At 61.3% G+C, this 23,097-nt stretch carries 23 protein-coding genes and 1 pseudogene; 8 read left to right on the top strand and 16 right to left on the bottom strand.

What is annotated here, in order from left to right; translation table 11 throughout:
• Positions 1-38: 38 nt before the first annotated feature.
• From H7X47_RS15880 to H7X47_RS15865, 4 genes are all read right to left on the bottom strand, one after another.
• Positions 39-776, bottom strand: coding sequence for an amino acid ABC transporter ATP-binding protein (locus H7X47_RS15880; RefSeq protein ID WP_193369686.1), 738 nt, complete (start codon positions 774-776; stop codon positions 39-41).
• A gap of 12 nt (positions 777-788) precedes the next feature.
• Entirely contained in the window at positions 789-1,877 is a 1,089-nt protein-coding gene (locus H7X47_RS15875) for an amino acid ABC transporter permease (RefSeq protein ID WP_227010531.1), read from the bottom strand.
• A 4-nt stretch (positions 1,878-1,881) separates the two neighbouring features.
• A complete protein-coding gene (locus H7X47_RS15870) occupies positions 1,882-3,048 on the bottom strand; it encodes an amino acid ABC transporter permease (RefSeq protein ID WP_193369685.1) in 1,167 nt (388 codons plus the stop codon).
• A gap of 90 nt (positions 3,049-3,138) precedes the next feature.
• Positions 3,139-4,182, bottom strand: a complete 1,044-nt coding sequence (locus H7X47_RS15865) for a transporter substrate-binding domain-containing protein (RefSeq protein ID WP_193369684.1) — start codon at positions 4,180-4,182, stop codon at positions 3,139-3,141.
• Between the two features lie 179 nt (positions 4,183-4,361).
• On the opposite strand from H7X47_RS15865, the gene H7X47_RS15860 reads away from it, so the two are divergent.
• Positions 4,362-5,126: a GntR family transcriptional regulator gene (locus H7X47_RS15860; protein ID WP_193369683.1), complete on the top strand. Its 765-nt coding sequence runs from the start codon at positions 4,362-4,364 to the stop codon at positions 5,124-5,126.
• 71 nt (positions 5,127-5,197) lie between these two features.
• Here H7X47_RS15860 and H7X47_RS15855 read toward each other — a convergent pair whose 3' ends face one another.
• Positions 5,198-6,697, bottom strand: a complete 1,500-nt coding sequence (locus H7X47_RS15855) for a CoA-acylating methylmalonate-semialdehyde dehydrogenase (RefSeq protein WP_193369682.1) — start codon at positions 6,695-6,697, stop codon at positions 5,198-5,200.
• A gap of 130 nt (positions 6,698-6,827) precedes the next feature.
• Here H7X47_RS15855 and H7X47_RS15850 point away from each other — a divergent pair, with 130 nt between their 5' ends.
• Positions 6,828-7,727 carry a LysR family transcriptional regulator gene (locus H7X47_RS15850; RefSeq protein WP_193369681.1) on the top strand — a complete coding sequence of 300 codons (900 nt, stop codon included), beginning with the start codon at positions 6,828-6,830 and terminating at the stop codon, positions 7,725-7,727.
• A 315-nt stretch (positions 7,728-8,042) separates the two neighbouring features.
• Here H7X47_RS15850 and H7X47_RS15845 read toward each other — a convergent pair whose 3' ends face one another.
• From H7X47_RS15845 to H7X47_RS15805, 9 genes are read right to left on the bottom strand one after another with little or no spacing between them, the layout of a single operon-like run.
• The gene (locus H7X47_RS15845) at positions 8,043-8,186 is read right to left on the bottom strand and encodes a hypothetical protein (protein WP_193369680.1); all 144 of its coding nucleotides are present in this window, start codon (positions 8,184-8,186) and stop codon (positions 8,043-8,045) included.
• 57 nt (positions 8,187-8,243) lie between these two features.
• The gene (locus H7X47_RS15840) at positions 8,244-9,296 is read right to left on the bottom strand and encodes a cupin domain-containing protein (RefSeq protein ID WP_193369679.1); all 1,053 of its coding nucleotides are present in this window, start codon (positions 9,294-9,296) and stop codon (positions 8,244-8,246) included.
• A gap of 24 nt (positions 9,297-9,320) precedes the next feature.
• Entirely contained in the window at positions 9,321-10,310 is a 990-nt protein-coding gene (locus tag H7X47_RS15835) for a PDR/VanB family oxidoreductase (RefSeq protein ID WP_193369678.1), read from the bottom strand.
• Between the two features lie 58 nt (positions 10,311-10,368).
• Positions 10,369-11,418, bottom strand: a complete 1,050-nt coding sequence (locus tag H7X47_RS15830; RefSeq protein WP_193369677.1) for an aromatic ring-hydroxylating dioxygenase subunit alpha — start codon at positions 11,416-11,418, stop codon at positions 10,369-10,371.
• A 32-nt stretch (positions 11,419-11,450) separates the two neighbouring features.
• Positions 11,451-12,740 carry a TRAP transporter large permease gene (locus tag H7X47_RS15825; RefSeq protein WP_193369676.1) on the bottom strand — a complete coding sequence of 430 codons (1,290 nt, stop codon included), beginning with the start codon at positions 12,738-12,740 and terminating at the stop codon, positions 11,451-11,453.
• Positions 12,737-13,240 (bottom strand): TRAP transporter small permease, encoded by a 504-nt coding sequence (locus tag H7X47_RS15820; RefSeq protein ID WP_193369675.1) that lies wholly within the window; start codon positions 13,238-13,240, stop codon positions 12,737-12,739. Before H7X47_RS15820 ends, H7X47_RS15825 begins: the two co-directional genes overlap by 4 nt.
• A gap of 3 nt (positions 13,241-13,243) precedes the next feature.
• On the bottom strand, positions 13,244-14,260 hold the full coding sequence (locus tag H7X47_RS15815) for a TRAP transporter substrate-binding protein (protein WP_193369674.1): 1,017 nt from the start codon (positions 14,258-14,260) through the stop codon (positions 13,244-13,246).
• Positions 14,261-14,287: 27 nt separating this feature from the next.
• Positions 14,288-15,523 carry a 3-hydroxybenzoate 6-monooxygenase gene (locus H7X47_RS15810; protein ID WP_193369673.1) on the bottom strand — a complete coding sequence of 412 codons (1,236 nt, stop codon included), beginning with the start codon at positions 15,521-15,523 and terminating at the stop codon, positions 14,288-14,290.
• Positions 15,524-15,534: 11 nt separating this feature from the next.
• The gene (locus tag H7X47_RS15805) at positions 15,535-16,395 is read right to left on the bottom strand and encodes a fumarylacetoacetate hydrolase family protein (protein ID WP_193369672.1); all 861 of its coding nucleotides are present in this window, start codon (positions 16,393-16,395) and stop codon (positions 15,535-15,537) included.
• A 144-nt stretch (positions 16,396-16,539) separates the two neighbouring features.
• On the opposite strand from H7X47_RS15805, the gene H7X47_RS15800 reads away from it, so the two are divergent.
• The gene (locus tag H7X47_RS15800; RefSeq protein ID WP_227010530.1) at positions 16,540-17,100 is read left to right on the top strand and encodes a MarR family winged helix-turn-helix transcriptional regulator; all 561 of its coding nucleotides are present in this window, start codon (positions 16,540-16,542) and stop codon (positions 17,098-17,100) included.
• Positions 17,101-17,737: 637 nt separating this feature from the next.
• Here the strand turns inward: H7X47_RS15800 and H7X47_RS15795 are convergent.
• Positions 17,738-18,490 (bottom strand): SDR family NAD(P)-dependent oxidoreductase, encoded by a 753-nt coding sequence (locus H7X47_RS15795; RefSeq protein WP_193369671.1) that lies wholly within the window; start codon positions 18,488-18,490, stop codon positions 17,738-17,740.
• Between the two features lie 158 nt (positions 18,491-18,648).
• On the opposite strand from H7X47_RS15795, the gene H7X47_RS15790 reads away from it, so the two are divergent.
• A complete protein-coding gene (locus H7X47_RS15790; RefSeq protein WP_322096500.1) occupies positions 18,649-19,149 on the top strand; it encodes an oxidoreductase in 501 nt (166 codons plus the stop codon).
• A 186-nt stretch (positions 19,150-19,335) separates the two neighbouring features.
• A complete protein-coding gene (locus H7X47_RS15785; protein ID WP_322096497.1) occupies positions 19,336-20,217 on the top strand; it encodes an AraC family transcriptional regulator in 882 nt (293 codons plus the stop codon).
• Positions 20,218-20,786: 569 nt separating this feature from the next.
• Here the strand turns inward: H7X47_RS15785 and H7X47_RS15780 are convergent.
• The gene (locus tag H7X47_RS15780; protein WP_193369669.1) at positions 20,787-20,996 is read right to left on the bottom strand and encodes a hypothetical protein; all 210 of its coding nucleotides are present in this window, start codon (positions 20,994-20,996) and stop codon (positions 20,787-20,789) included.
• A gap of 299 nt (positions 20,997-21,295) precedes the next feature.
• On the opposite strand from H7X47_RS15780, the pseudogene H7X47_RS15770 reads away from it, so the two are divergent.
• The 3 genes and pseudogenes from H7X47_RS15770 to H7X47_RS15760 all read left to right on the top strand — a co-directional run.
• Positions 21,296-21,532, top strand: a pseudogene (locus H7X47_RS15770) (ATP-binding protein); the annotation flags it as partial.
• A 242-nt stretch (positions 21,533-21,774) separates the two neighbouring features.
• Entirely contained in the window at positions 21,775-22,518 is a 744-nt protein-coding gene (locus tag H7X47_RS15765) for a GntR family transcriptional regulator (protein WP_193369668.1), read from the top strand.
• A gap of 234 nt (positions 22,519-22,752) precedes the next feature.
• Entirely contained in the window at positions 22,753-23,049 is a 297-nt protein-coding gene (locus H7X47_RS15760) for an SDR family NAD(P)-dependent oxidoreductase (RefSeq protein WP_193369667.1), read from the top strand.
• Positions 23,050-23,097: the final 48 nt, after the last annotated feature.

Here is a 23,097-nt window from a genome sequence, read left to right as displayed (position 1 = left end):
GCATCTGCGCCTTCGGCCCTTCACTGTGCCCATGGTCGCTACGCCAATATCTGGCTGAGGAATGTCTTGGTTCGATCGCTTTTCGGATTCACAAAGAACTCTTCGGGCGGACCCTGCTCGACGATCTCGCCGTCGGCCATGAAGATCACCCGGTCGGCCACCTGCCGCGCAAAGCCCATCTCGTGGGTGACGCAGACCATGGTCATGCCGTCCTTGGCGAGCCCGACCATCACGTCCAGGACTTCCGAGATCATCTCCGGGTCGAGCGCGGAAGTCGGCTCGTCGAAGAGCATAATCTCGGGCGCCATGCAGAGCGCACGGGCAATCGCGACGCGCTGTTGCTGGCCGCCGGAAAGCTCGCCGGGATACTTATGTGCCTGCTCGGGGATCTTGACTCGCGTAAGGTACTCCATCGCGGTCTTCTCGGCCTCCGCACGCCCGATCTTCCGCGCCAGGATCGGCGCGAGTGTGCAGTTCTCCAGAACCGTCATATGCGGGAACAGATTGAAATTCTGAAAGACCATTCCGGCCTCTCGGCGGATTTCTTCGATGTTGTCCACGTTGTCGTTCAACTCGATTCCGTTGACCTCGATGACGCCGGACTGATGTTCCTCCAGCCTGTTGATGCAGCGGATCAAGGTCGACTTTCCGGAGCCCGACGGGCCGCAGATCACGATCTTCTCGCCTCGCGCGACCTCAAGGTCGATTCCCTTCAGCGCATGAAAGTGACCGTAGTATTTATTCATGGACGCGATACGGATGGCGGGTGCAGACATGGGAAAGCTCCTTTATCGGCGACCGACGCCGAGGCGGCGTTCCAGATAGGCGCCGTAGCGCGACAGAGAGAATACGAAGACATAGAAGATCAGCGCGACGAAGACGTACATCTCGACCACCGCGAAATTCCATTCAGCGGTACCGGAGGCTGCACGCCCCGACGCCATCACGTCGAAGAAGCCGATGATCGTGACCAGCGACGTTTCCTTGAAGGTAATGACAAACTGGTTGATCGTCGGCGGCAGCGCATTGCGGAAGGCCTGCGGCAGTATGATGTAACCGATGCGGTGCCAGTAGCCGAGCCCGAGCGCTTTCGCGGCCTCTTCCTGACCGTTCGGCAGTGCTTGCATGCCCCCGCGGATGATCTCGGCCTGATAGCAGGCAAAGAAGAGCGCATAGCCGACGATCACGCGGTAGAGCTTATCGCCGATGGCCCAGTCGGGCAGCACGAAAGGCATGACGATGGCGAAGGTGAACATGATCGTCAAAAGCGGCAGGGACCGGATCGTGTCGATGACGAGCGCCATCGTCCTGGCGATCCACGGCAGCTTCGAGCGGCGCAGAAGCGCGAAGATGATTGCAAGCGGCATGCCGAGCAGGCTGACCGCGGCAAAGATGAATATCGTCAGGGACAGGCCGCCCCAATTCTGTTCGGTCACCTCGGCCAGGCCGAGGAATCCGCCGCGCATCAGCACGTAGAAGGTGGCAAAGCCGACAACCCACAGGACCGGCAGCCGCCTGGCCGACCAGAACCAGGGGATGCAGGACAGGATCGCCACGACGACCATTGCGATGCAGGCGATGCCCGAGCGCCACTGCTCCTCAAAGGGATAGAGGCCGAACAGGACGATCCGCCAGCGCGTCGAGACGACTGACCAGCACGCTCCACCCTCCAAGTCTTCGCGACAGACATCTCCCTGGTTCGGGCCGAAGACCGCGTCGAGGACTCCCCAGTTGACCAGTGACCACACGATCCAAGCGATGAACGCCGCGAAAAGGACAGTCACCGCGGCATCGAGGCGGGTGGCGAAGTATTTTTTCTTCAAGACACCCAGCACGGGCTGACGTGAAAGTGCCGCAGGCATGACAGAAGCGGTCATGATCTCAGATCCTCAACTGCGTGCCTCTGAGCTTGATCGCGTCATTCACGCGGTTCAGCACCCAGGCAATCGTATAGTTGATGATCAGGAAGCCTCCCATCAAGATCGCGATGAGTTCCAGCGTCTGACCGCTCTGGTTGATCGCGGTCGAGGCCACCATGAAGAAGTCGGTGAAGCTGATGGCGATGCCGATCGTCGTGGCCTTGAATAGCCACACATATTGATTGATGAGCGTCGGCATCACGATTCGAATGGCCAGTGGCAGACGGATTCGACTGAAGATCTGCCAGCTCGTGAGACCGAGCGCATGTCCGGCTTCGCCTTGCCCCTTGGGCACGGCGTTGAACCCCGCGCGAATGATCTCTGCAATATAGGCGCCGCCGTAGACACCGATTGCGATGATACAGGCCATCAACTCCGGCGAAATGCGGATGCCTTCGCGGAAATTGAGGCCGCGCTGCTCAGGAATGCTGAGAAGCGATGTCTCCGGTATCCGCCCGATCCACAGGATTACTATGGCCAATACGACTGCAGCACCCCACAATAGGCGCCGCTCGCGGCCGGCTTGCTTCAGGTCAAGGTCCGGCCAGCGCTTCGCGCGGAACCGGAGCGCCAGCGCCATCGCGGTCATTGTGATGACCGCGGCCACAAAGACTGATTCGCCGGTCACATTGAGGCCGGGGATGTAGATGCCGCGGCCGGTGAAGGCGATGCCGCCGAGAATCGGCGTCGCTTCCCTGGCCGACGGCAGGGAAAGCAACAGTGTGTACCAAAAGAGAAGTTGCAGGATCAGGGGGATGTTGCGGAAGGTCTCGACATAGAAAGTGCCGACCAGCTCGGCCATTCCGTTGCCGGACGTGCGCATGACGCCGATGGCCACGCCGATCAGGGTGGCCAGCGGCAAGGCGATCGCGCCGAGGAAGAGCGAATTCAGGATCCCGACCACGATCGCTTTCCAGTAAGGGGACGAGGTCGAGTATTCGATCAGGGAGAAGCTGATCCGCCAGCCGGTGGAACGCTCGAGAAAGCCGAAGCCGGACGTCAGTCCCTGCGCTTCGAGATTGACCCGCGCGGTCAGTGCGAAGACCACGACCACTAAGACGATCGACCCGACGAACGCAATCTGAAGAATACTGTCGCGGACACGCCTGTCCTTCAGGATGGCAGTCATGACGTGATCCTCTTGGTCGGCACTACGGAAGTGCTGGGTTGAGCTGGCCCGGGCTCCCGATGGCGCCCGGGCCGAACTACTTGCTCAACGTCAGTCGACGATCATCGGGTAGAAGACGCCTCCGGCGTTGTAGAGCGCATTAATGCCGCGCGGCAGGTTGTAGGGAGACCCGGCACCGATGTTGCGGTCGTAGATCTCGGCGAAGTTACCGACCTCTTTGATCATGTTGTAGGCCCAGTCGTTCGGCAGACCGAGGCGATCGCCATAGCCCGGCGAAACACCGAGGAACTTGGCCACAGTCTCGGACGGCGGGTTGGCACGGATATCGTCCACGTTCTCGCTCGTGATGCCTTCCATTTCGGCGAACCACAGCGATGAGAGCATCCAGTTCTGAACATCGAGCCAATCCGGGTCGCCCTCGGGCACGATGATGCCTTCAGCTTCCAGCGCGATGACGTCGGGCAGGATCACATGGCTTTCGGCACCATCGGGCGCATCGACGCGACCGGCGGCAAGGCTCGGCGCCCATTCCACCTGGCCGTCGCAGCGGCCCTCGTAGTAAGAATTGCGCAGTTCATCACCGTTCTCGAAGGTCAGCAGCTCTGCCTCGATGTCATGGGACTCGAGGTAGGTCGCGGCGGCGCGCTCGGTCGAGGTGCCGGCCCCCACGCAGAGAGTGCCGCCGTCGAGATCGGCCACTGTCTTCGCGCCCAGCTTGGCATGCGCCATCACCTGGAAGGCGCCGATGAAGTACGGGCGGCTGTAAGCCAGGTTCAATTCGGTGTCGCGGCTCTGGGTCCAGCCAGAGACCTTGATCACCACATCAATGTCCCCCGACTGCAGCGCCGGCCAACGCTGAGCCCAGCTGATCGGAACAATCTCCAGGTGGCCTTCGGACTTGCCGAACAGGCCGGCAGCCAAAGCGCGGCAGAGGTCGATGTCGACTCCCTTCCAGTTACCCTTGTCGTCCACCTCTGCAAAACCCAGGAACGACCCGTTGTGGCCGCTGCAAAGGAGCGATCCCCGTTCGAGCACCGTGGTCAGGCGGCTGTCGTTAGCGACCTGCGCGTGAGCGGCTTGCGTTGCCAGCGTTATGGCGGCAGCGGCAACCAAGCCCTTGATCAGATTCCCCATGAAACACTCCCGTTCTTGCTTGTTTGCTGTGTCTTGTCGACACATAGCATGCAAGATTGTTGTCGACATTTTGCCGACACGTCAATACCTTTGTTGTGGGATGATAATCTGGTGTAGGACCAGGGACCGGTCAGGCGTGGATCAACGGAACCGCGCACAACCGGGGAAAAGAGATGAAAATGTTTGAAAAACAGACACCTGCGCAAAGACAAGCAAAAGGCCGTGGCGCGAAGTTCGTCTACGAGCAGTTGCGCCACGAGATTCTGACGCTCAAGCTGGCTCCGGGCTTCCCGCTGGACGAGACCACACTTGCGCGAAGGTTCGCCATGTCCCGCTCGCCCATTCGAGAGGCTCTGGTGCGCCTGTCCGCGGACGGCCTGATCGAGATGCTCTCCAACCGCTCGTCGCTGGTTGCCCCGGTCGACATGGCGAATTTCCCGCGCTACGTGGAAGCGCTGGACTTTCTCCAGCGCATCAATACGCGCCTGGCTGCCAAGTTTCGCAGCGCCGAAGACCTGGAGCGCATGCAGGTCCGCGCCGAGGCCTTTGACAAAGCCTGCGCCGCCAACGACTACCTGCAAATGTCAGCGACCAACCGGGACTTCCACATGTCCGTGGCGGAAGCGGGTAAGAACCCCTACCTGACGCGGGCCTATGGGCAGCTGCTCGATGAGGGGCGCCGGATCCTGCACATGCACTTCGACTACCTGCGGTCTTCGACCACGGACCACATCCTGACGTCCGAGCATTTCGACATGATCGAGGCCATCCGACGCCAGGACGTCTCCGAAGCCGACCGCCTCGCCCATGATCACACGCGCCAGTTCCATGACCGCTTCATGAACTTTCTGCAGGCGCAGTATCACGACGACTTCAGCTTCGAGGTGTTCTCCGCCACGAAGGACGCCGTGCAGAATGACAGGGAGCTGTCAAAGCTGAGTTAGACAGTGGTGGCGGCTCACGCGGCTGGAACCTCTCTCCAGCCGCGAGCAGCACCGGCTCTTCGGCGGGCTTCTTACCCCATCGTCGGCATGGCGAAGTCGGCCCCCGCGTAGATGCCGGACGGCCAGCGGGTGGTGATTGTCTTCAGGCGGGTGTAGAAGCGCACGCCCTCGGGCCCATGCATGTGGTGGTCGCCGAACAGGGAAGCTTTCCAGCCGCCGAAGGAATGGAAGGCCATGGGAACCGGGATCGGCACGTTGACGCCGACCATGCCCACTTTTATCCGATGGGCGAACTCCCGGGCGGCGTCGCCGTCGCGGGTGAAGATGGCGGTGCCGTTGCCGAACTCGTGCTCGTTCACCCACTGCGCCGCCTCGGCATAGGTCTTGGCGCGCACCACCGAGAGCACCGGGCCGAAGATCTCTTCCTTGTAGATCGTCATGTCGGTGGTCACGTGGTCGAACAGGCTGGCGCCGATGAAGTACCCGTTCTCGTAGCCCTGCAGGCTGAGGTCGCGGCCGTCGACGACGAGCCTGGCGCCCTCGGCGACGCCGGCGTCCACGTAGCCGCGCACCTTGTCGCGGTGCTGCCCGGTGACCAGGGGCCCCATCTCGGACTCAGGGTCGGTTCCCGGGCCGATCTTGAGGGCGCGGACTTTCGGCTCGAGCTTGGCAACGAGGGTATCGGCCGTCCCCTCGCCCACCGGCACGGCCACCGAGATGGCCATGCAGCGTTCGCCGGCGGACCCGTAGGCCGCGCCCATCAGGGCATCGACGGCCTGGTCCATGTCGGCGTCCGGCATGATGATCATGTGGTTCTTGGCACCACCCAGGGCCTGGCAGCGCTTACCGGCCGCTGTGGCGGTCTGGTAGACGTAGCGGGCGATCGGCGTCGAGCCGACGAAGCTCACGGCATCGATGTCGGGATCCTGCAGGATGGCGTCGACGGCCTCCTTGTCGCCTTGGACCACGTTGAAGACGCCGTCGGGCAGCCCCGCCTCCGTCAGCCATTCGGCCAGCATCAGGGAGGCGGAAGGGGCGCGCTCGGAGGGCTTCAGGATGAAGCAGTTGCCGCAGGCGAGCGCCACCGGGAACATCCACATCGGCACCATGGCCGGAAAGTTGAAGGGCGTGATGCCTGCCACGATACCGAGGGGTTGGCGCAAGGCGTGACTGTCGACGCGCGAGCCGACGTTCTCGGTCATCTCGCTCTTCAGCAACTGCGGCGCGCCGGCGGCGAACTCCACCACCTCCATGCCGCGCTGGATCTCGCCCTTGGCATCGGACAGCACCTTGCCGTGCTCCGCGGTGATGACGGCAGCCAACGCGTCGATCCTCTCCTCCAGCAGGCGCAGGAAGCGGTTGAGGATGCGGGCCCGGCGCAAGGGCGTGGTTTCCGCCCAGGCGTCCGCGGCGGCCTTGGCCGATTCGACGGCCGCCCGCACGTCGGCGGCGTCGGCCAGCGAGACCTCGCCGCTCTGCTCCCCGGTGGCAGGATTGAAGGATTGCATCGTCCGGCGCCCCGCGCCGGCCACCACCTGCCCATTGATGAAGTGCTGGATTACCTTGGCCATTTCCGATCTCCGCTGAGCAGCTCAGGACCGCCGCGCGGCCCCTCGCATTGACGAACCGGGGCACTATTGCTTGCGAAGGGGCGCACAAAAAGATCACACTTGGAACAACCATTGTGCGGAAATTAAAGTCATGGACTGGAACCACCTGCGCGTCTTTCTGGCCGTCGCCCGCCGGAGCCAGATCCTGGCAGCGGCCCGTGGCCTCGGTCTCAATCACGCCACCGTGGCGCGCCGCCTGAACGCCTTGGAGGAGTCCCTGGGGTTGCCGCTGTTCGAGCGGCGGCCCTCGGGCTCCACCCTCACCGAGGCCGGAGAGCGTCTGCTCCAGGTGGCAGAGCGCATCGAGACGGAGATCCTCGCCATCGCCGAGGACGCCCGGGGCCAGAGCGCCAGCCTGTCAGGGGTGGTCCGGGTGGGGGCGCCCGACGGACTCGGCACCTTCTTTCTCGCCGCTGAGCTCGGCGCGCTTCAGGAAGCACACCCGGATCTGGTGATCGAACTCGTGCCCCTGCCGCGGGTTTTTTCTTTGTCCAAGCGGGAGGCTGACCTGGCCATCTGCCTGGATCCGCCCAAGGAGGGAAAGCTGCTGGTGTCGCGCCTGACGGACTACACCCTCGGGGTCTACGCCTCACGCCGCTACCTCGACGCCCATGGCACGCCCGAAACGGAAGAGGACCTGGCCGACCATGTCGTCGTGACTGGTGTCGAAGATTATGCCTATGCCTCTGCTTTGGACTACGCGGGCGCTCTGTCGAAGTGGGCGCGCCGGGAGTTCCGCTGCGCGAGCGCGGTCGGACAGGTCGAGGCGGTGCGCGCTGGCGTCGGTATCGGCATCCTGCACGACTTCGCCGTTCGCGGCGCGCCGGATCTCGTGCGCATCCTGCCGGCCATTTCATTTCGCCGTGCCTACTATCTCCTGAGCCACCCGGAGACCCACAACCTGGCGCGCATCGCGCTTTGCCGTCAGCACTTGGTGCGGCGTTTCAAGGAGGAGCGAGACCGCTTCGAGGTCGTGATGGCATCGCAGTAGGGGGACGTCAAAATTCCTCGCGGCCAGGGCGGTGGTCACCTCCAATTCACAGGTCTTCATGCTGTGGTTCTCAAGCGACGGCAGTGCGCACCGCTGTCAGTAATCAAAGGTCGATGGAGATTGTCCCCTTGGGGTCACGAGCCGAGATTTGTGGCCACCGTGAGAACGTCAGCTTCCAATGGGCGAGCGGAACTCACGGCAACGTGGCGACCCGAAATCCGATAAGGCAGGGCTCGGATTGGCGAGGCGCGAAGGCTCGCCAAATCTGAGGCGAGCGTGGCACATTCCTGTCCACGTGCTTTGCAAGCATCTGATTCAGCTGGATAAATCTGGCGACTTGGAATCCAGGCTCCCAGCCAAACCCTTGATTTCATTAAAAATCTGGCCATCCGCGAGCGCATCGAGACCGGTCGCTACGACAAGGCCAGCGATTACCTGAAGGACCTGCTGGCGAGCCATCAGGTCGAACTCCCCGATGACAGCCTGGAGTTCAGAAGTCCCTACAGGCAACCGACGCTACCATATGGCAGCGCCCGAATTGCCGCGTTGTTCCTTCCAAATGCCCAGCTTCTCCTGGGCGGAGCGGTCCGAGAAATGGAACAGGATGGCGTCCTCGGATGCCTTCAGCGTTCGCCATTTCCATCCAGGCAGAGCCATGACGTCGTTCCGGTGCAATTCGAAGGTCTGTCCGTCCAGGTCAACCTTCACAGATCCTTCCGAGACAACCAGCCCCTGATTGTCCGTCGCGCGATACGGTTGGGTAGCCATCCCTTTTGGCAAATGGGAGAGCCACGCACTGATCATGGGCATGACCCAGCCGCCGTCGAGCGGGTTCGCATAGCGCAGCGCGTAGCCCAGATACGGATCGGGCTCGTTTGACTTCTTCAACGACAGCAGGCTGTCGCGAGCGCGTTCGTAAGGATAGGAGAAGATTGGAGAGGTTTCTGCAAAAGGCGAATACGGCGTCATCGGCAGCATGCCGGATCCGAATTCCGCCAGCGAGTGACCGTCGGATTTCGTGATCGCCTGTTGGTCCTCGCCCAACTCCTCCGAGAACCCACATTCGAAGACATTCACAAGCGGCACGTCAAGCACGTCAATCCAAATGCAGGGGCCCTCACCATCATGGCCGTGGTCGTGCCAGGCTCCGCCGGGCGTGATGACGAGGTCTCCCCGCTTCATGTCCGCCCGTTCCCCGGCCACGGCCGTGTAGCCACCATCACTTTCGAGGATGAACCGGAGTGCACCAGCAACATGACGGTGCGCCGGAGCGGTCTCGCCCGGCAGAATGAGCTGCATCCCCGCATAGAGCGTCGAATTAATACGTGACGTACCTTGAAGCGCCGGATTTTCGAAGACCAGGACCCGCCGCTCGGCCTCCTTCGCAGTCAAAAGGTCGCCGGCTTCAAGGAGAAGAGGGCGTACCTCATCGAACCGCCAGACGTAGGCCTGCGTCTTGTTCTTGGGCTCGGGTGGAACGAGCCCCTTCATTCGCTCCCAAAGCGGGACAAGCGAGCCTGGATCGAGCCTCGCATAAAAGTCCCGGCGTGTTTTGGTCGTGTTTGACATGAATTAGCTCCGTGACTTGGGATGTTAGCCCGTCCGCCCATGCAAGATGTCATCGATGTTCACGGTCATGTGCCCTCCGTTCAGGCGGGAAACGCAAGCGCACAAGCAGTCATTCCGCGCGCGCTCCATCGGGCTCAGGAAAACGTCACGATGATCGATATCCGCGGTCGCCTCGACGACATGTACCTTGCACAGTCCGCATTCGCCCCGGCGGCAATCGCTGAGAACATCGTGACCACTGGCCAGCAATGCATCGAGCAGGGTCTCGTCTTCGCTCACCCCAATCGTCCGGCCGGTCTCGGCAACGGTGACCTGAAACGGACGGGTCGGATGAATGCCGGAATTCGCGAAAGTCTCGTAGCGCAGGTTCTGAACAGGAAGCTCACGCTCCGCCCACGCCGACTTCATCGCCTCCATCAGCCCCTGCGGCCCGCACATGAAGACGACGGTGTCCATCGATACCGTTTCGAGCAGCTCAGGGATGTCGAGAAACCGTTTGTCGGAATCGTAGCGCATGTCGAGGTTGTCGCCGAGCACCTCTCGAAGCTCGGACACGAAGGCGGCTTCCTCGGCCGAGCGCGCGCAGTAGATCATCCGTACCGGCTTGCCGGTCCGCTTTAGCGTCCGGGCCATACCGGTCATCGGAGTGACGCCGATCCCACCGGCAAGTACGACGAAGTCGGAAGCCAGGTAGGTTGGAGGCATCGCATTGCCGTTCGCCGAAATGTGCAAGCTGTCACCCGGCTCCAGCGACCACATGTATCTCGATCCGCCCTTGCTCTGCTCTTCCGACTTCACCGCGATTGTGAGTTTGTCCGGATGCCTTCCGTCATCGACCACCGAATAGGACCGTGTCATGATCCGATCACCCTTGGGCACGTCGAATGTCACGTGCGCACCCGCTTCGAGGTTCAGGATGCCCGACGGGACGTCGAACCGGATCATACGGATGCTGGACGCGACGTCCCGAATCTCTGCCACTTGCCCGGTTACGTCCAAACTGTCGGCTTTCATGGTATCCTCCCTTGAGCGGCACGACGGAACCTTGCCTCCGCGGTGCCGGCGCTTGACGTCAGACCGCCCGCCGCATGGTAGCCTGCTCCGCCTCAATCATTTCTGCCACTTTCCGCCGGGCCCACGCCCCTCCAGCATCGATGTTGAGATCGTAGAAGGTCTTGTCGGGGTTGGCCTCAATGGCCTGCTGCTGAGATTCGAGGATGGCTTCGTCCTGAGCAAAAATCTTGCGGACGCCCTCGCGCCAGATGGTGGTCCGGCTTTGGTTGTCGATGTCGAAATTGCGATTGGCCGCCCAGAAATAGTGGGTGGTCGTTTCGGTTTCGGGGGTGATCGCGAAGGTGATGTAGCCATTCACGCCCTGCGAGCGGTCCCCTTCGGGCGCTCCTGTGCCTGCCGGCGCGACTCCCACGTCGAGCGCAATGGTCGATGGTGCGGTGAAGTGGATGATCTGCCAGCGATCGACGGGTCCAGGTTTGCCGAGTTGCTCGCCCCAGAATGCCGGCGGCTCCTGGTTCAGGATCCACCTCGTGACTGTCGCCGTGCCCGGACCGTGGGTCGTCCGGAATGGCGCTTCGGCCACCGCGTCGTTGCCGATGGAGCCCTGGTGGACGAAGGTCTCATGCGTGAGGTCCATCAGGTTGTCCACGGCGAGCAGGTAGTTGGCCTTGAGGTGCAGCGTCGTGCCATCTCCCGCCCATTCTGGATCGTCGTTCCAGTGCAGGTCGGGGATTAGGTTCGGATCCGCCAACGCAGGATCGCCCATCCAGACCCAACATAGCCTGTGCCGGTCGACCAACGGATATGTGCGGACGCAGGCGGACGGATTGATGGTCTCTTGCGAGGGCATGTGGACGCAACGCCCGCCAGGTTCAAAGACCAGACCATGGTAAGGGCACACCACGTTGTCATTCACCACCTTGCCCTTGGACAGGGGGGCAAGACGGTGCCAACAGGCATCGTCCATGGCAACCGCGGTGCCGTCCTTCTTGCGGTAGAAGACCAATGGCTTGTTACATATGCGCCGCGGCAACAGGCGTCCCTCGGCGATCTCGTAATCCCACGCAACAGCGTACCATGTATTGAAAGGATAGGTTCTCTCAGCCATCTCCGGCCCTCCTTCCTGAATGGTGTACGGACTCAGCGCATGAGACCGGGCAGCCACAGCGAGAGCCCGGGAATACCGATCAACAGCGCGGCGCGCACCAGATCGGCTGCGACGAATGGGAGCACACCCTTGAAGACGGTGAATATCGGGATGTCAGGCAGAACGCTGCGAATAACGAAGATGTTCATGCCGACGGGGGGCGTGATCAGCGAGATTTCGATCACGACGATCACGACGATCCCGAACCAGATGAGATCAAAACCGAGGCCTTGGACGATCGGATAGAAAATTGGAACTGTCAGCAGCATCATCGAGATGGACTCGAGGAAACAGCCCATGACGACGTAGAGCGCGACAATTGCGAGCACTACCATGAGGGGCGCAACCTCGAGCTCCTCCACCCAGGCACCGAGATCCTGGGGAACACGGGCGACATTCATGAAATTGGCGAACAGCAACGCACCGATCAGTATCGCCAGCAGTGCAACCGACGTGCGTGCGGAGTCATAGAGTGTGTCGAAAATGGACCGGAAGGTCAGCCGACCGCGACCGAGCGCAATCAGGAAAGCACCTCCTGCCCCGATGCCCGCTGCTTCCGTCGGCGTAAAGTAGCCAACATAGAGCCCTCCCATAACAATGATGAAAAGGAGTAGCATTCCCGCGACACCACGCAGTGCGACGGCCTTGTGGCGCCAGGTGGTGCGGCCGGCCGGTGCCGCGGCGGCGGGATCAATATGTACCCAGACGCTGACCGCACCCATGTAGAGCACGATACCGAGCAGTCCTGGGACGATCCCGGCGGCGAACAGCGCGCCGATATCGGTTTCGGTCATGATACCGTAGAGCACGAGGGCAATGCTCGGCGGAATCAGGATGCCGAGCGTTCCACCTGCGGCAACGGCACCGGCCGACAATGCCTGTGAGTATCCGCATTTGCGCATCGGGGGGACCGCGACCCGCGACATCGTCGCGGCTGTCGCCAGGCTTGATCCGCATACGGCACTGAACCCGCCGCAGGAGGCGATGGTCGCGAGCGCCAGGCCGCCTTTCATACCGCCGAACCAGGTGTGCGACGCCTCATACAGGTCGTCGGAAATCCCGGAGCGCGCGACGAGGTTTCCCATCAGGATGAACATCGGGATGACGGCGAAATTGTAGCTCATCACTGCGTCCGATGCGGTGGTTCCGACGCTCTTGAGTGCCGGGGTCATCCCCACGATCCAGCCGAAGCCGAGGGTGCCCACCAGTCCCAACGCGAAACCTATCGGCATGCGCAGCAAAAGAAGGGCGAAGAGCAGCGTGAATCCGATCAAAACGATCATGTGTTCTGCTCATCTTCTGATGGGTGCAACGTGGCCGATGTCGCGCGTGTGATCGCCAGCGCCAAACAGACGGCCGCGGTCAGCCCCGTGAGGATCGCCATCACGCGTACGATGGGCGCTAGGGGCCAACCGAGGAACATCATGACCGAGGTGAACATTTCCAGCGTGTCGGCCTGCACCCAGAGCTGCCACGCCGCCACGCCAACAAGGACGGTGGACAGAAGGTCAATCGCGACACCGATTGCCTTCCCGGTCGGTCCATCTTCCATGAAGGGAACCAGATCGACCGTGATATGCTCCCGGCGCAGCGTGACGAAGGGCAGCGCAATGTAGAACATGGTGCCGACAGCGATCTGCGTGAGTTCGAATGCTGCCGAAATCGGTGCCCCGAACTGGCGGCCGATCACGTCCACGAACGTGATCGCCACCAGTCCGGCCATCAGCGCGCTCGCCGCGATCTTGAACGCCACCTCAATTTGAGTGACGAGCTGTGGATACATGGCTCAGCCATCACTGCCGGAAAGGTCACGATAGGCTTTCAGCACCGCCGCGCCGTCGACGCCCTTGGCATCGACTTTCTCAACCAATTCGGTTTCGAGGCTGTCGAGCTGTTCGTGCAAATAGTCGAGCAGTTCGCCCTCTGGCACCGAGATATCGATCCCCGCGTCACGTGCCTTCTGCACCGCTGCATCCTGTTCATCCTGCCAGACCCTGCCCAGCTTGCGCGCAAGGGTCTCACCAGAGATCGACATGATCGCCTCGCGATCCTCGGGCGAGATCTGGTTCCATTTCGCCTCGTTGACCACGAGGAACATGGATGCGTTGTAGAGTCCCCCAGGCACTGCCATCTCGTAGGACACGAATTCCTGGATATGGAAGTTGAAGAGCGCCTCATCGGTGAGGGACACACCGTCAACGATTCCCTTCTCGAGCGCTTCGCGCATTTCAGTCACCGGTATTCCGACCGGGGTGGCGCCAAGCCGCGCAATCGCGTTTGCAACACCACTGTTGGTGGACCGGATCTTAAGCCCCTGGAAATCTCCGGGCGCTCCGATCGGCCGGACCCTGTTGAAGAGTTGTCCCGGCGGCTGGGTGTGCACCGTTAGCGTGTGGACGCCCGGATGCATGCCCGCAGGTTCGAGAAACTCCTTGAAAACTCTCCAGTAAGCCACCGAGTTTTTCTCGGCATCAGTCGAGTGAAACGGCAGCTCGACCATTTCGCTCAGAGGGAATGTGCCAGGCGTATAGCCATGAAGCCCCCAGGTGATGTCCGCGATACCGTCGAGCGCGAGCTGATAGTTGCGCGGCGGTGGCCCAAGCGGTGCGGCCGACTTCTCGACGACCACGCGCCCTTCGGTAACGCGCTCGATCTCTTCGAAATAGGGGTAAAGTCCCCGCTCGTTCATGAAGTAAGTCGGCGGCAACCACTCACTGTAGCGCAACGTCACCTCTTGGGCGTGCACGCCGTTCGCAGCAAGCGTCACGGCGGCGGCCATAGCGCCAAATGCAATTCGTTTCATACTTTCCTCCCCAGTTGTTCTATTAGTTCAAGCTGTGGTGCCCACCGCCCTTTCCTCCAAGGGCTCGGTGCCCCCATCATCCCGCCATGTCGGTGATATCCCGTAGAGCCAGGACATGCCCTGGTAGTGCCGTTCTTCGGGCCACGAACTCAGCTCCGCATTCCTGAAATCGCGCGCGGCACCGCTGGCGTGATAGATTTCTCCGTAGAGGCGCGCGGTCATTTGCACGCGTGTCGTGCGCAGGTACCGCGCATCCCGATAGCGGAGGAACGCCTTTTCGTAATCGCCGCATTCATTGACGAGCATGTCCGCGAGACAGACCGCATCTTCGACGGCCATGTTGGCGCCTTGCGCCAGATACTGGAGCATGGGATGTGCCGCATCGCCGAGAAGTGCGATGCGTCCTTTCACCCAGTCACGGATGGGCTCGCGGTCGTTCAGAACCCACATCCGCCAGCTATCGATCTTGCCGAGCAGCGTCTGCACCTCGTCGCACTTGTCGGCGAACTTGGCGTGGAGTTCCTCCGGATCGCCCTCTGCGTTCCACCCCTCGACGAACCTGTCGGAATGGAATACGGCAACCAGATTGAAAAGATCGCCACCACGCAGCGGATACTGGACCAGGTGGGTTTTCTCGCCGGCCCAGAGCGTCATAGTGTTGGTGCGAAGTTCGTCGGGAATCTCCGCAGCGGGGAGGACTGCGCGGTAGGCGATATGGTCCGCCGGACGCACACGGTCTCCGGCAATCAGCTCGCGCGTCATCGAGCGGATGCCATCCGCTCCAATCAGGCTCTCCGCCGAAAATACGCGGCCGCCTTCGGTTGTCACCTCGACGCCGTGCCCTGCTTCCTGGATATCTGTTACCCTGGAATTCACGCGGAGCTGCACGTTGTCGGATGCCTGGCAGCGGCGCAGCAACACAGAGTGCAGGTCTGCCCGGTGGATCACCGCATAGGGATAGCCAAATCGCTTGCGAAATTCCTCCGCCGCCCTGATCTTTGTCACTACCTCGGCTGTGATGCTGTCGCGCATCATGAGGTGGTCGGGAAACGCGGAGACGGCGTTAACGTCGTCTACGATGCCGAGGCGCCCGAACATCTTGTAGCTGTTGGGTCCGAGCTGGATGCCGGCGCCGATCTCGGCGAATTCCTCAGCCTGCTCAAGAACGGTCACCGATTTACCGATAAGGGACAGGGCATAGGCAGCGGAGAGCCCGCCAATGCCACCTCCGATGACGATCACATTCCGATCAAGTTTCGGCATGCTTCCTCCCTTCAGGCGAGCACTTCGATGGACATTGCGCCAATACCGTCGAAAGTCGCGTCCATTCGGTCGCCCGCCACGACCGGCGCCACGCCTTCGGGTGTGCCGGTAAAGATCAGATCGCCGGGGTGGAGCGTGTAGAAGCTCGAGGCGAATTCGATGAGTTCACCGACCCCCAGAACGAGGTCCCTGGTGTTGGCCTTCTGGCGAGTCTCGCCGTTCACCTTGAGCTCGAACCCGAGATTGCTCGGGTCGGGAATCTCGTCGGCCGTCACGAGCCATGGCCCAAGGACCGAATAGGTATCCAGCGATTTACGGAAGCTGCGGTCCTCCGGACCGCGGACAGTCATGTCGAAGGCGATGGAGTACCCCGCCACGTAGTTGAGCGCGTCGGAAGCCGATACGTTCTTGGCCGTCTTTCCGATGACGACCGCCAATTCGATTTCATGATCGTTGCGTCGGTCCGGCATGCCGATCCGCACCGCCTCGGCGGGGCCGATTAGAGAGGAGTTCGCCTTAAGAAACAGCCCGATCTCGCGAATTTGGCGCATGTGCGCCTCATTGCCGTGATGGAGATCGGCCTGCTCGCGCACCTCATCGAGGTGCTTCTTATAATTCACCGGCGCCGCGATGATCTTGCCAGGATTGGCGACCGGCACTTCGAGCTTTACCTCGGATACGCGACGACGCGGTGCCGACGGAACCGCGCTGCGAACCGCAGCCAGAAGATTCGGCAACTCGGCAACCATCAGGTCGTGCTGGGGGAACGGGTACGAAAAGGATGGCAGCTTTGCGAAGCAGTCGGTCACGTCTGCCACTTCGTCGCCGTCCACACATCCGATGCGGCCCCCATCGAATCGACAGATCTTCATCTGCACCCTCCCTTCGCCTCAAACCGTCAGAGCACTGTCGGTTGACAGCTATATTTTATCGACAGGATACTGTCAATCAGGTGATTATGGGGACGTGATGGGCCGAGAAATGCAGGGTCGCGGCGCAACAAAGGTATGAGAGAAATGAGCTTTTGGAGCGGAGATGCGGCCAACAAGACGCCGCCCAAGATCGACGACATATATGAATCGCCGGGGCATCTCGTCAGGCGTTGTCAGCAGATTTCGGTATCTTTTTTCGCCGAAGAACTAGGGGAATTCGGTTTGACCCCAATCCAATACGCGTCGCTGCTGGCGATTCGAGATCAGCCTGGAATCGACCAACGGAGCTTGAGCAAGATCATCGCGATTGACCGTTCGACCGTGGGGACCGTCCTGAAGACGCTGGAGAACAAGTCCCTGATTCACCGCACCGTTCCGACAAGCAATCAGAGAATTAAGACCGCGACGATCAGCGAGGCCGGTGAAAAACTCCTGCTGGAGACAACGGAATCTATCGCGGCAGTTCAACGCAGGCTTCTTGAACCGCTCGACGAAGATGAACAGGCAATATTTCTCGGTCTTCTGTCCAAGCTCGTTCACGTCAACAACGCGTATAGCAGGGCGCCACTCGATCTGACAAAGCGCAGTCTGTTTCTGGCTAAAAATAAAGGCGAAGCAGAAGCTGCAGGCTCACCACGCGGATAGGTGAAGATCTGCGACCTCCCCTGGAGACACTGGTGTGGCTCATCTTGATCGCAAAGGCAGGATCCCGCCAACGCGCCAAGAATAGAGCGCGATGCCCCACGTTCCTTTGGCTCGTGGCAGGGACCTGATTTGGCGCGCCCTGAGCCAATCGACCATTCGGACCCTTGATCGCTGTATCCCCCTTCCAGCTAGTTTTGAGCAAGGAATGAACGCGCAGCCGCGGGCCGAGAGCTCAGCGTGATAGCTGCATGCCGTCCGGCGAAGCCGCCGCAATGGAAAATCGAGGACTCACGGCTGCAGCGTTCAACGAACTCCTGGCTCTATCTGCGACGGACATCGGGGCCTTAGCTCAGGAAACAAGACAACGCTGAAGCCGGCAGTGGCCAGATCGCCGAGTGCGCCGGTGCGAAGCAATGGTGCAGCGTTTGCGATGGAATGTGGCGCTACTTCCGCACCGGGTCAAAAGCAGACATCCAAACCCCAACCGGCCGAAGTCCGCTTCGTGCCAGCAGCGGAAGTCCCCGAAAGCGCCTTAATCCCACTTAAGAAGGCGGAGGCCGCCGCGTCGTGCGCAGCTGCGCGGCGGCCTCGTGTCCGACTCGGGTTCGGGGGAATGCCCGGATCGGTTCGTCGAGGGTCAGATGTTCTGGCCGCCCGACACTTCGATGCGCTGCGCGGTGACCCAGCGATTGTCCGGGCCGAGCAGGCTGGCGACCGCTGGACCGATGTCCTCCGGCAGGCCGACGCGGCCGAGCGCGGTCATCGCGGCGAAAGCCTCGTTATAGGCCGGCGTGTCGCGAACGGCGCCGCCCAGGAAGTCGGTCTCGATCGCGCCCGGCGCGATGGTGTTGGCGGTGATGCCACGGCTGCCGAATTCCTTTGCCATGTAGAGCGTCAGGATCTCGACGGCGCCCTTGGCTGCCGAATAGGCCGAGAAGCCCGGATAGGACACGCGGGTCAGGCCCGACGAAAAGTTCACGATGCGGCCACCATCGGCCATCAGCGGGAGCAGCGTCTGGGTCAGGAAGAAGACGCCCTTCACATGGACGTTGAACAGCTGGTCGAACTGCGCTTCGGTGGTCTCGGCGATACCGGCCATCTCGCCATGGCCGGCATTGTTGACCAGGTGGTCGAACGTATCGCGGCCCCACGACTGCAGCGTCGCTCGGACCTTGTAGGCGTAACCGGCAAAGGCCGAGATGTTGGAGACGTCGAGCTGGATGGCGACCGCTTTGCGGCCCAGCGCCTCGATCTCGGCGACGACTTCACGGGCTTGGTCGGCGCCGTTGCGATAGGTGAAGATCACGTCGCCGCCGTGGCGGGCGATGCTGATGGCGGTGTTGCGGCCGAGACCGCGGTTGGCGCCGGTAACGATCGAAATGGTGGTCATCGAAGGCTCCATGGTTGGCTGGTGTTTGGGCTATCCGCACTATGGTCGACCGATCCGGAGCCGTGTTGTCGAATCCTCGGCCATTCTTGCCTATTCCTATTAAGACAGGGCCTGACCGCGTGCAGGACGCGATCGACCGCCGCGCCGGCTGAGCCGAGATAGTTGATGACATCGCAGACACGATCGCTGCGTTCGCGCGCGCAGCCGCCGATGCCAAGAGGCTCGGCTTCGATGTGGTCGAACTCCATGGCGCCCATGGCTATGTGATCGACCAGTTCTTCTGGTCGGGCACCAATCGTCGCGATGACCGCTATGGCGGAGCGACGATCGCCGAAAGGTCGCGGTTCGCGGCCGAGGTCGTCGCTGCGGTGCGTGCCGCGGTAGGGCCGGCGTTCCCGGCCATTCTTCGGCTCAGCCAGTGGAAGCCGCAGAGCTTTGGCGCGCGCCTTGCCACTACTCCTAACGAGATGGCCCAATGGCTCGAGCCTCTGGTCAGCGCCGGCGCCGGCATCCCCCATTGCTCGCAGCGCCGCTTCCGGGGGCCGGAATTCCCTGAAGTCGACGGCGAGACCGGACGCAACTTGGCCGGCTGGGCGAAGAAGCTGACCGGCGCAACGACGATCAGCGTGGGCGAAATCCTTGGCGCTTTCGGCGGCTAGAACTTGCCTTCCTAGATTGACGACGGCGATATTACCAGCAGGCGAGTTCGCTTAGGCTGAAAGGCACGTGACCGCATCACGGAGCGGAGATGGCGGCTTGCTCATACCTCCGGTATTCTTGCCTATCCCTCCTGAGGCATTGCTTGCCAGGGTGGCGGGATCTATCCTGAGCTTATGACACACACATTGCTCGAGGCTGCCAAGCGCTACGCGCAGGCACATGCGGATGCCGACGGTGTCGCCGTCACGCCAATCTCGGGCGTGACAGTTGTCCGGCAAACTTCCCCCAGCGCCCTACAATACGCGGTATCAAAGCCGCTTGTCGCTCTTGTGCTGCAAGGCGCCAAGCGAGTGACGGTGGGAAGCGACACGTTTGATTTTGGCGCGGGCGAGTCGCTCCTGATCACGGCTGATGTGCCCACCGTGAGCCAAATTACTCGGGCGAGCGTCCGTGAGCCCTATCTCTCGCTCGTGTTTGATCTCGATTCCGCTGTGATCGAGAGCTTGGTGGTGGAAATGGGGCCAACCCCGTTCCTCGCTGGCGCTCCGGTTCGCGTCGACCCGACCGAGATGGAAGTTGCCGATGCTGCCTTGCGCCTTCTCCGCCTTCTCGACCGGCCCGCATCCTTGCTGATCCTGGAGAAGCAACTCATCCGGGAGCTGCATTTCTGGCTGTTGTTGGGCCGCCATGGAGGGGCAATCCGAAAGTTGGGCGTTCCGGAAAGCCATGTTCAGCGCGTGGGTCGGGCCGTCGCGCTCATCCGTGATAACTTGGCTAAGCCGCTCAGAGTGGAACAGTTGGCAGCGGCGGCCGGGATGAGCCAGTCGTCGTTCCACGAGCACTTCCGTGCGGTGACTTCGCTCTCGCCCCTCCAGTTTCAGAAGCAACTCAGGCTGATAGAGGCACGGCGGCTCATGCTTGCGGACGGCCAGATGATTAGCAATGCCGCCTATGCGGTGGGATATGAGAGCATCCCGCAATTCACCCGCGAATACGGCCGGATGTTCGGATTGCCCCCGGCGCGCGACATGAAGGCCGCCAAGATGCGCCTTCGGACGGTAGCGTGACGGGACTTCTCAGAAGCAGCGGAGGGGCAGGACGACTTTCATGTCTTGTCCTACCGCAGTTCGGCACGTCACAAGGCTAGTTGTGATTCGGCCGTTGGAAGCAAAGAGCGCTTTCTAAAGCTACCTCCATGGGGCGTCGCGGAGCCAGCCGCCGGGCTGGCGCCCCCTATTGGTCGCGGGGCAAGCTGACAAGTCGATTTCCGCATTATCTAATTTGCGGCGAATGGCTAAGAGTTCGGCCACGATCCCGTCCAGTTGGTCTCGTGATCGACCCGTAGCGGCGACGACACCGGCTACCTCGCGCCCTTTCTGCCAGATCCCCTCCAGAAGTACCGGCGCCCGGCTCAAGGTCACTTGAGTCCGCACCGAGTCACGAACTGACCTTCAGCCAGCCCTGAATGGATTTCCGGTAAGCGCCCCTTAGCTGACACACTCGGCAATACATCTGGTCTACGTCGCCTGCCAGATGCAGGGCGGACGAGTGTACCGATCCTGAAGAGAGCAGCTAAGTGTCAGGAGGAGAAACGCGTTTGCAGTAGGACCGGGTTCGGCCTGACTGGCCACGGCGATCAGTCTTTAAGCCGGTCCAGGAAGCGCCGCAGGTTGGCTTCGGCGAAATCCAGGATCACGTCGTCGACCCGGACATCATCCACCACCTTGGAATTCGCATCCGTGACCACGATCTCCCTGCAGACGAAGACCTCCGCCAGCATCCCTTGCAGCGAATACTTCAGGTGCGCCTGGGCACGCACTCCGCCCAGGGCGCCGCCCGAGACCACCGTTTCAGCCGAAGCACGTCTGGTCGATCCACACGCGTCTGCAGCTGGACGGCCGCCTCCGTGATCTGGCTCTCTTCAACCTCGCTGTAGGCAGCAAGCTCCGCGCCTGCGACCTGGTCCGGCTCCTCGCCGAGGATGTAGCTTCCCACGGATACGCCGCCCAACGAGCTACCGTCCAGCAGAGGAAGACCGGCCGACCGGTTCGGTTTGAGATCACAGAGCAGACCCGAGACGCGGTGGATGCCTATCTGGCGGCGACCAAGAGGAAGCCCGGGCTTTGGCTGTTCCCCGGCCGCCGCGGCTACCTGCCGTTCAGTGCATGCGGCGGCGCGCTGCTCTTCCATCTCTTGAGCAGGCTCTACGAGTGCACCAGCGTCATCATCACCACCAACTTGAGCTTCAGTGAATGGGCGAGCGTCTTCGGCGATGCCAAGATGACGACCGCATTGCTCAACCGCCTGACCCATCATTGCCATATCATTGAGACCGGAAACGACAGCTTCCGGTTCAAGAACAGCTCAGCCCATCAGGCTAAAACCGGGAAGGCGAAAAACAGCAACTTGACCGTCGCACCAGAACCGAAAGACACATGTGAGGCAGGTTTGTTCCCAGCGGGAATCAACACCGCATGTCGCCTTTCCCAGCTAAAACCGGTGCAAAACGAATTGGAATTCCGTATTATTCTATTGTTCGTACAAAATCTGGTCAAAGGTAGTGGTTCCAAGCTACGATGACGCATAATTTCAGCGGCTAAAATCAACACAGGAAGACCAAACCTTTGGCACGCAACCAAAGTCAGCCCAAATATCGGATCGTGGAGGACTATTTGCGCTCCCGGATCAAGTCTGGGGAGTTTCCCGTCAATGGTCTACTGCCGACCGAAGAGATGCTCTGCACAAGGTTCGGTGTCAGCCGTGCGACGGTGCGGACTGCGCTGGCGAACATCCAATCCGACGGCCTCATCGTCCGAAGCCCGTCAATCGGTTCCCGCGTTGTCTCCGCCGACGAACACAAAGCGTTTCAAGCCGGCTGGAAATCGGTCGAGGATCTGCTGCAACACACGAAGGCGGTGCGACTCCATGTGAAATCGATCGAGGAAATCGTTCTGGACGAAGAAACCGCAACGAAAATTGGGTTCGGACCCGGCCGCAGCGTCGTCAGGGTTGGGGGCGTCCGCTGGAATCAGAGCGAGACCGCCGCACCGATCTGTCTCGTCGAGATCTTCTTCGACGCCCTCTACAACGGCATCGTCGACCAGATCGGATCGAAGAGCGTCCCCATCGCAGACCTGATAGAAGACCGCTATCACGTCCGTATCGAAACGATCCGACAGGAAATCTCGGCGACCGTCATTCCGAAAGATGCGGCGGAAACCTTGAGAGCCGTCGAAGACAGTCCCGCTCTGGTCATCGAACGATGGTATTCGGACGCAAACAGCAGGATGTTCCAGATGACACGAACGCTCTACCCGGCCGACCGGTTTCGGTATGTCGTGGAGTTCGGTCGGGCCCATTCCGTCTAGCCAGAATTCTTTCCAGGGCCTCTGTCGCCGAGCCTCCGCTCCACCGCCGCAAATCGCGCCATCGGCCCCAATTGGCCTTCGTCAGCGAGTGAGGTTGCTCAACAAATTTTGGAGGAATAGGCAAGCATTGTCAAAATTCCTGCAACTCTCCTCTATCCGCCTGCCTCATATACGGACGGTCACATGCAATCCGGACGGCCCGGTTCCGGGACGCTCAAATACAGGAGACCGGCCATGTGTAAGATTTCCCTCGTCACCGGCGGCAGCCGGGGCCTAGGGCGCAACACGGCCCTCAGCATCGCGCGGCACGGCAGCGATGTGGTCCTCACCTGCCTCAAAGGTTCCGACAATGCCGACGAGGTGGTCAAGGAGATCGAGAAGCTTGGCCGCAAGGCCTTCGCGGAGATGACCGCACTCGGCCGTGTCGGCCTTCCGGACGATATCGGACCAATTATCGCAAGCCTGTTATCCGAGGAGAACCGCTGGGACAATGCACAGCGCATCGAAGTCTCGGGCGGCCAGGCCATCTGATACGACCGGAGAGCGCAGGCCCGCGCCGAGCCAGCACGGGCCTGCTTG

The organism is Pelagibius marinus, from assembly GCF_014925385.1.
Taxonomy (GTDB): domain Bacteria; phylum Pseudomonadota; class Alphaproteobacteria; order Kiloniellales; family Kiloniellaceae; genus Pelagibius; species Pelagibius marinus.
The sequence above is the reverse complement of the archived record's forward strand: the minus strand, read 5'-3'. Positions and strand labels throughout refer to the sequence as shown.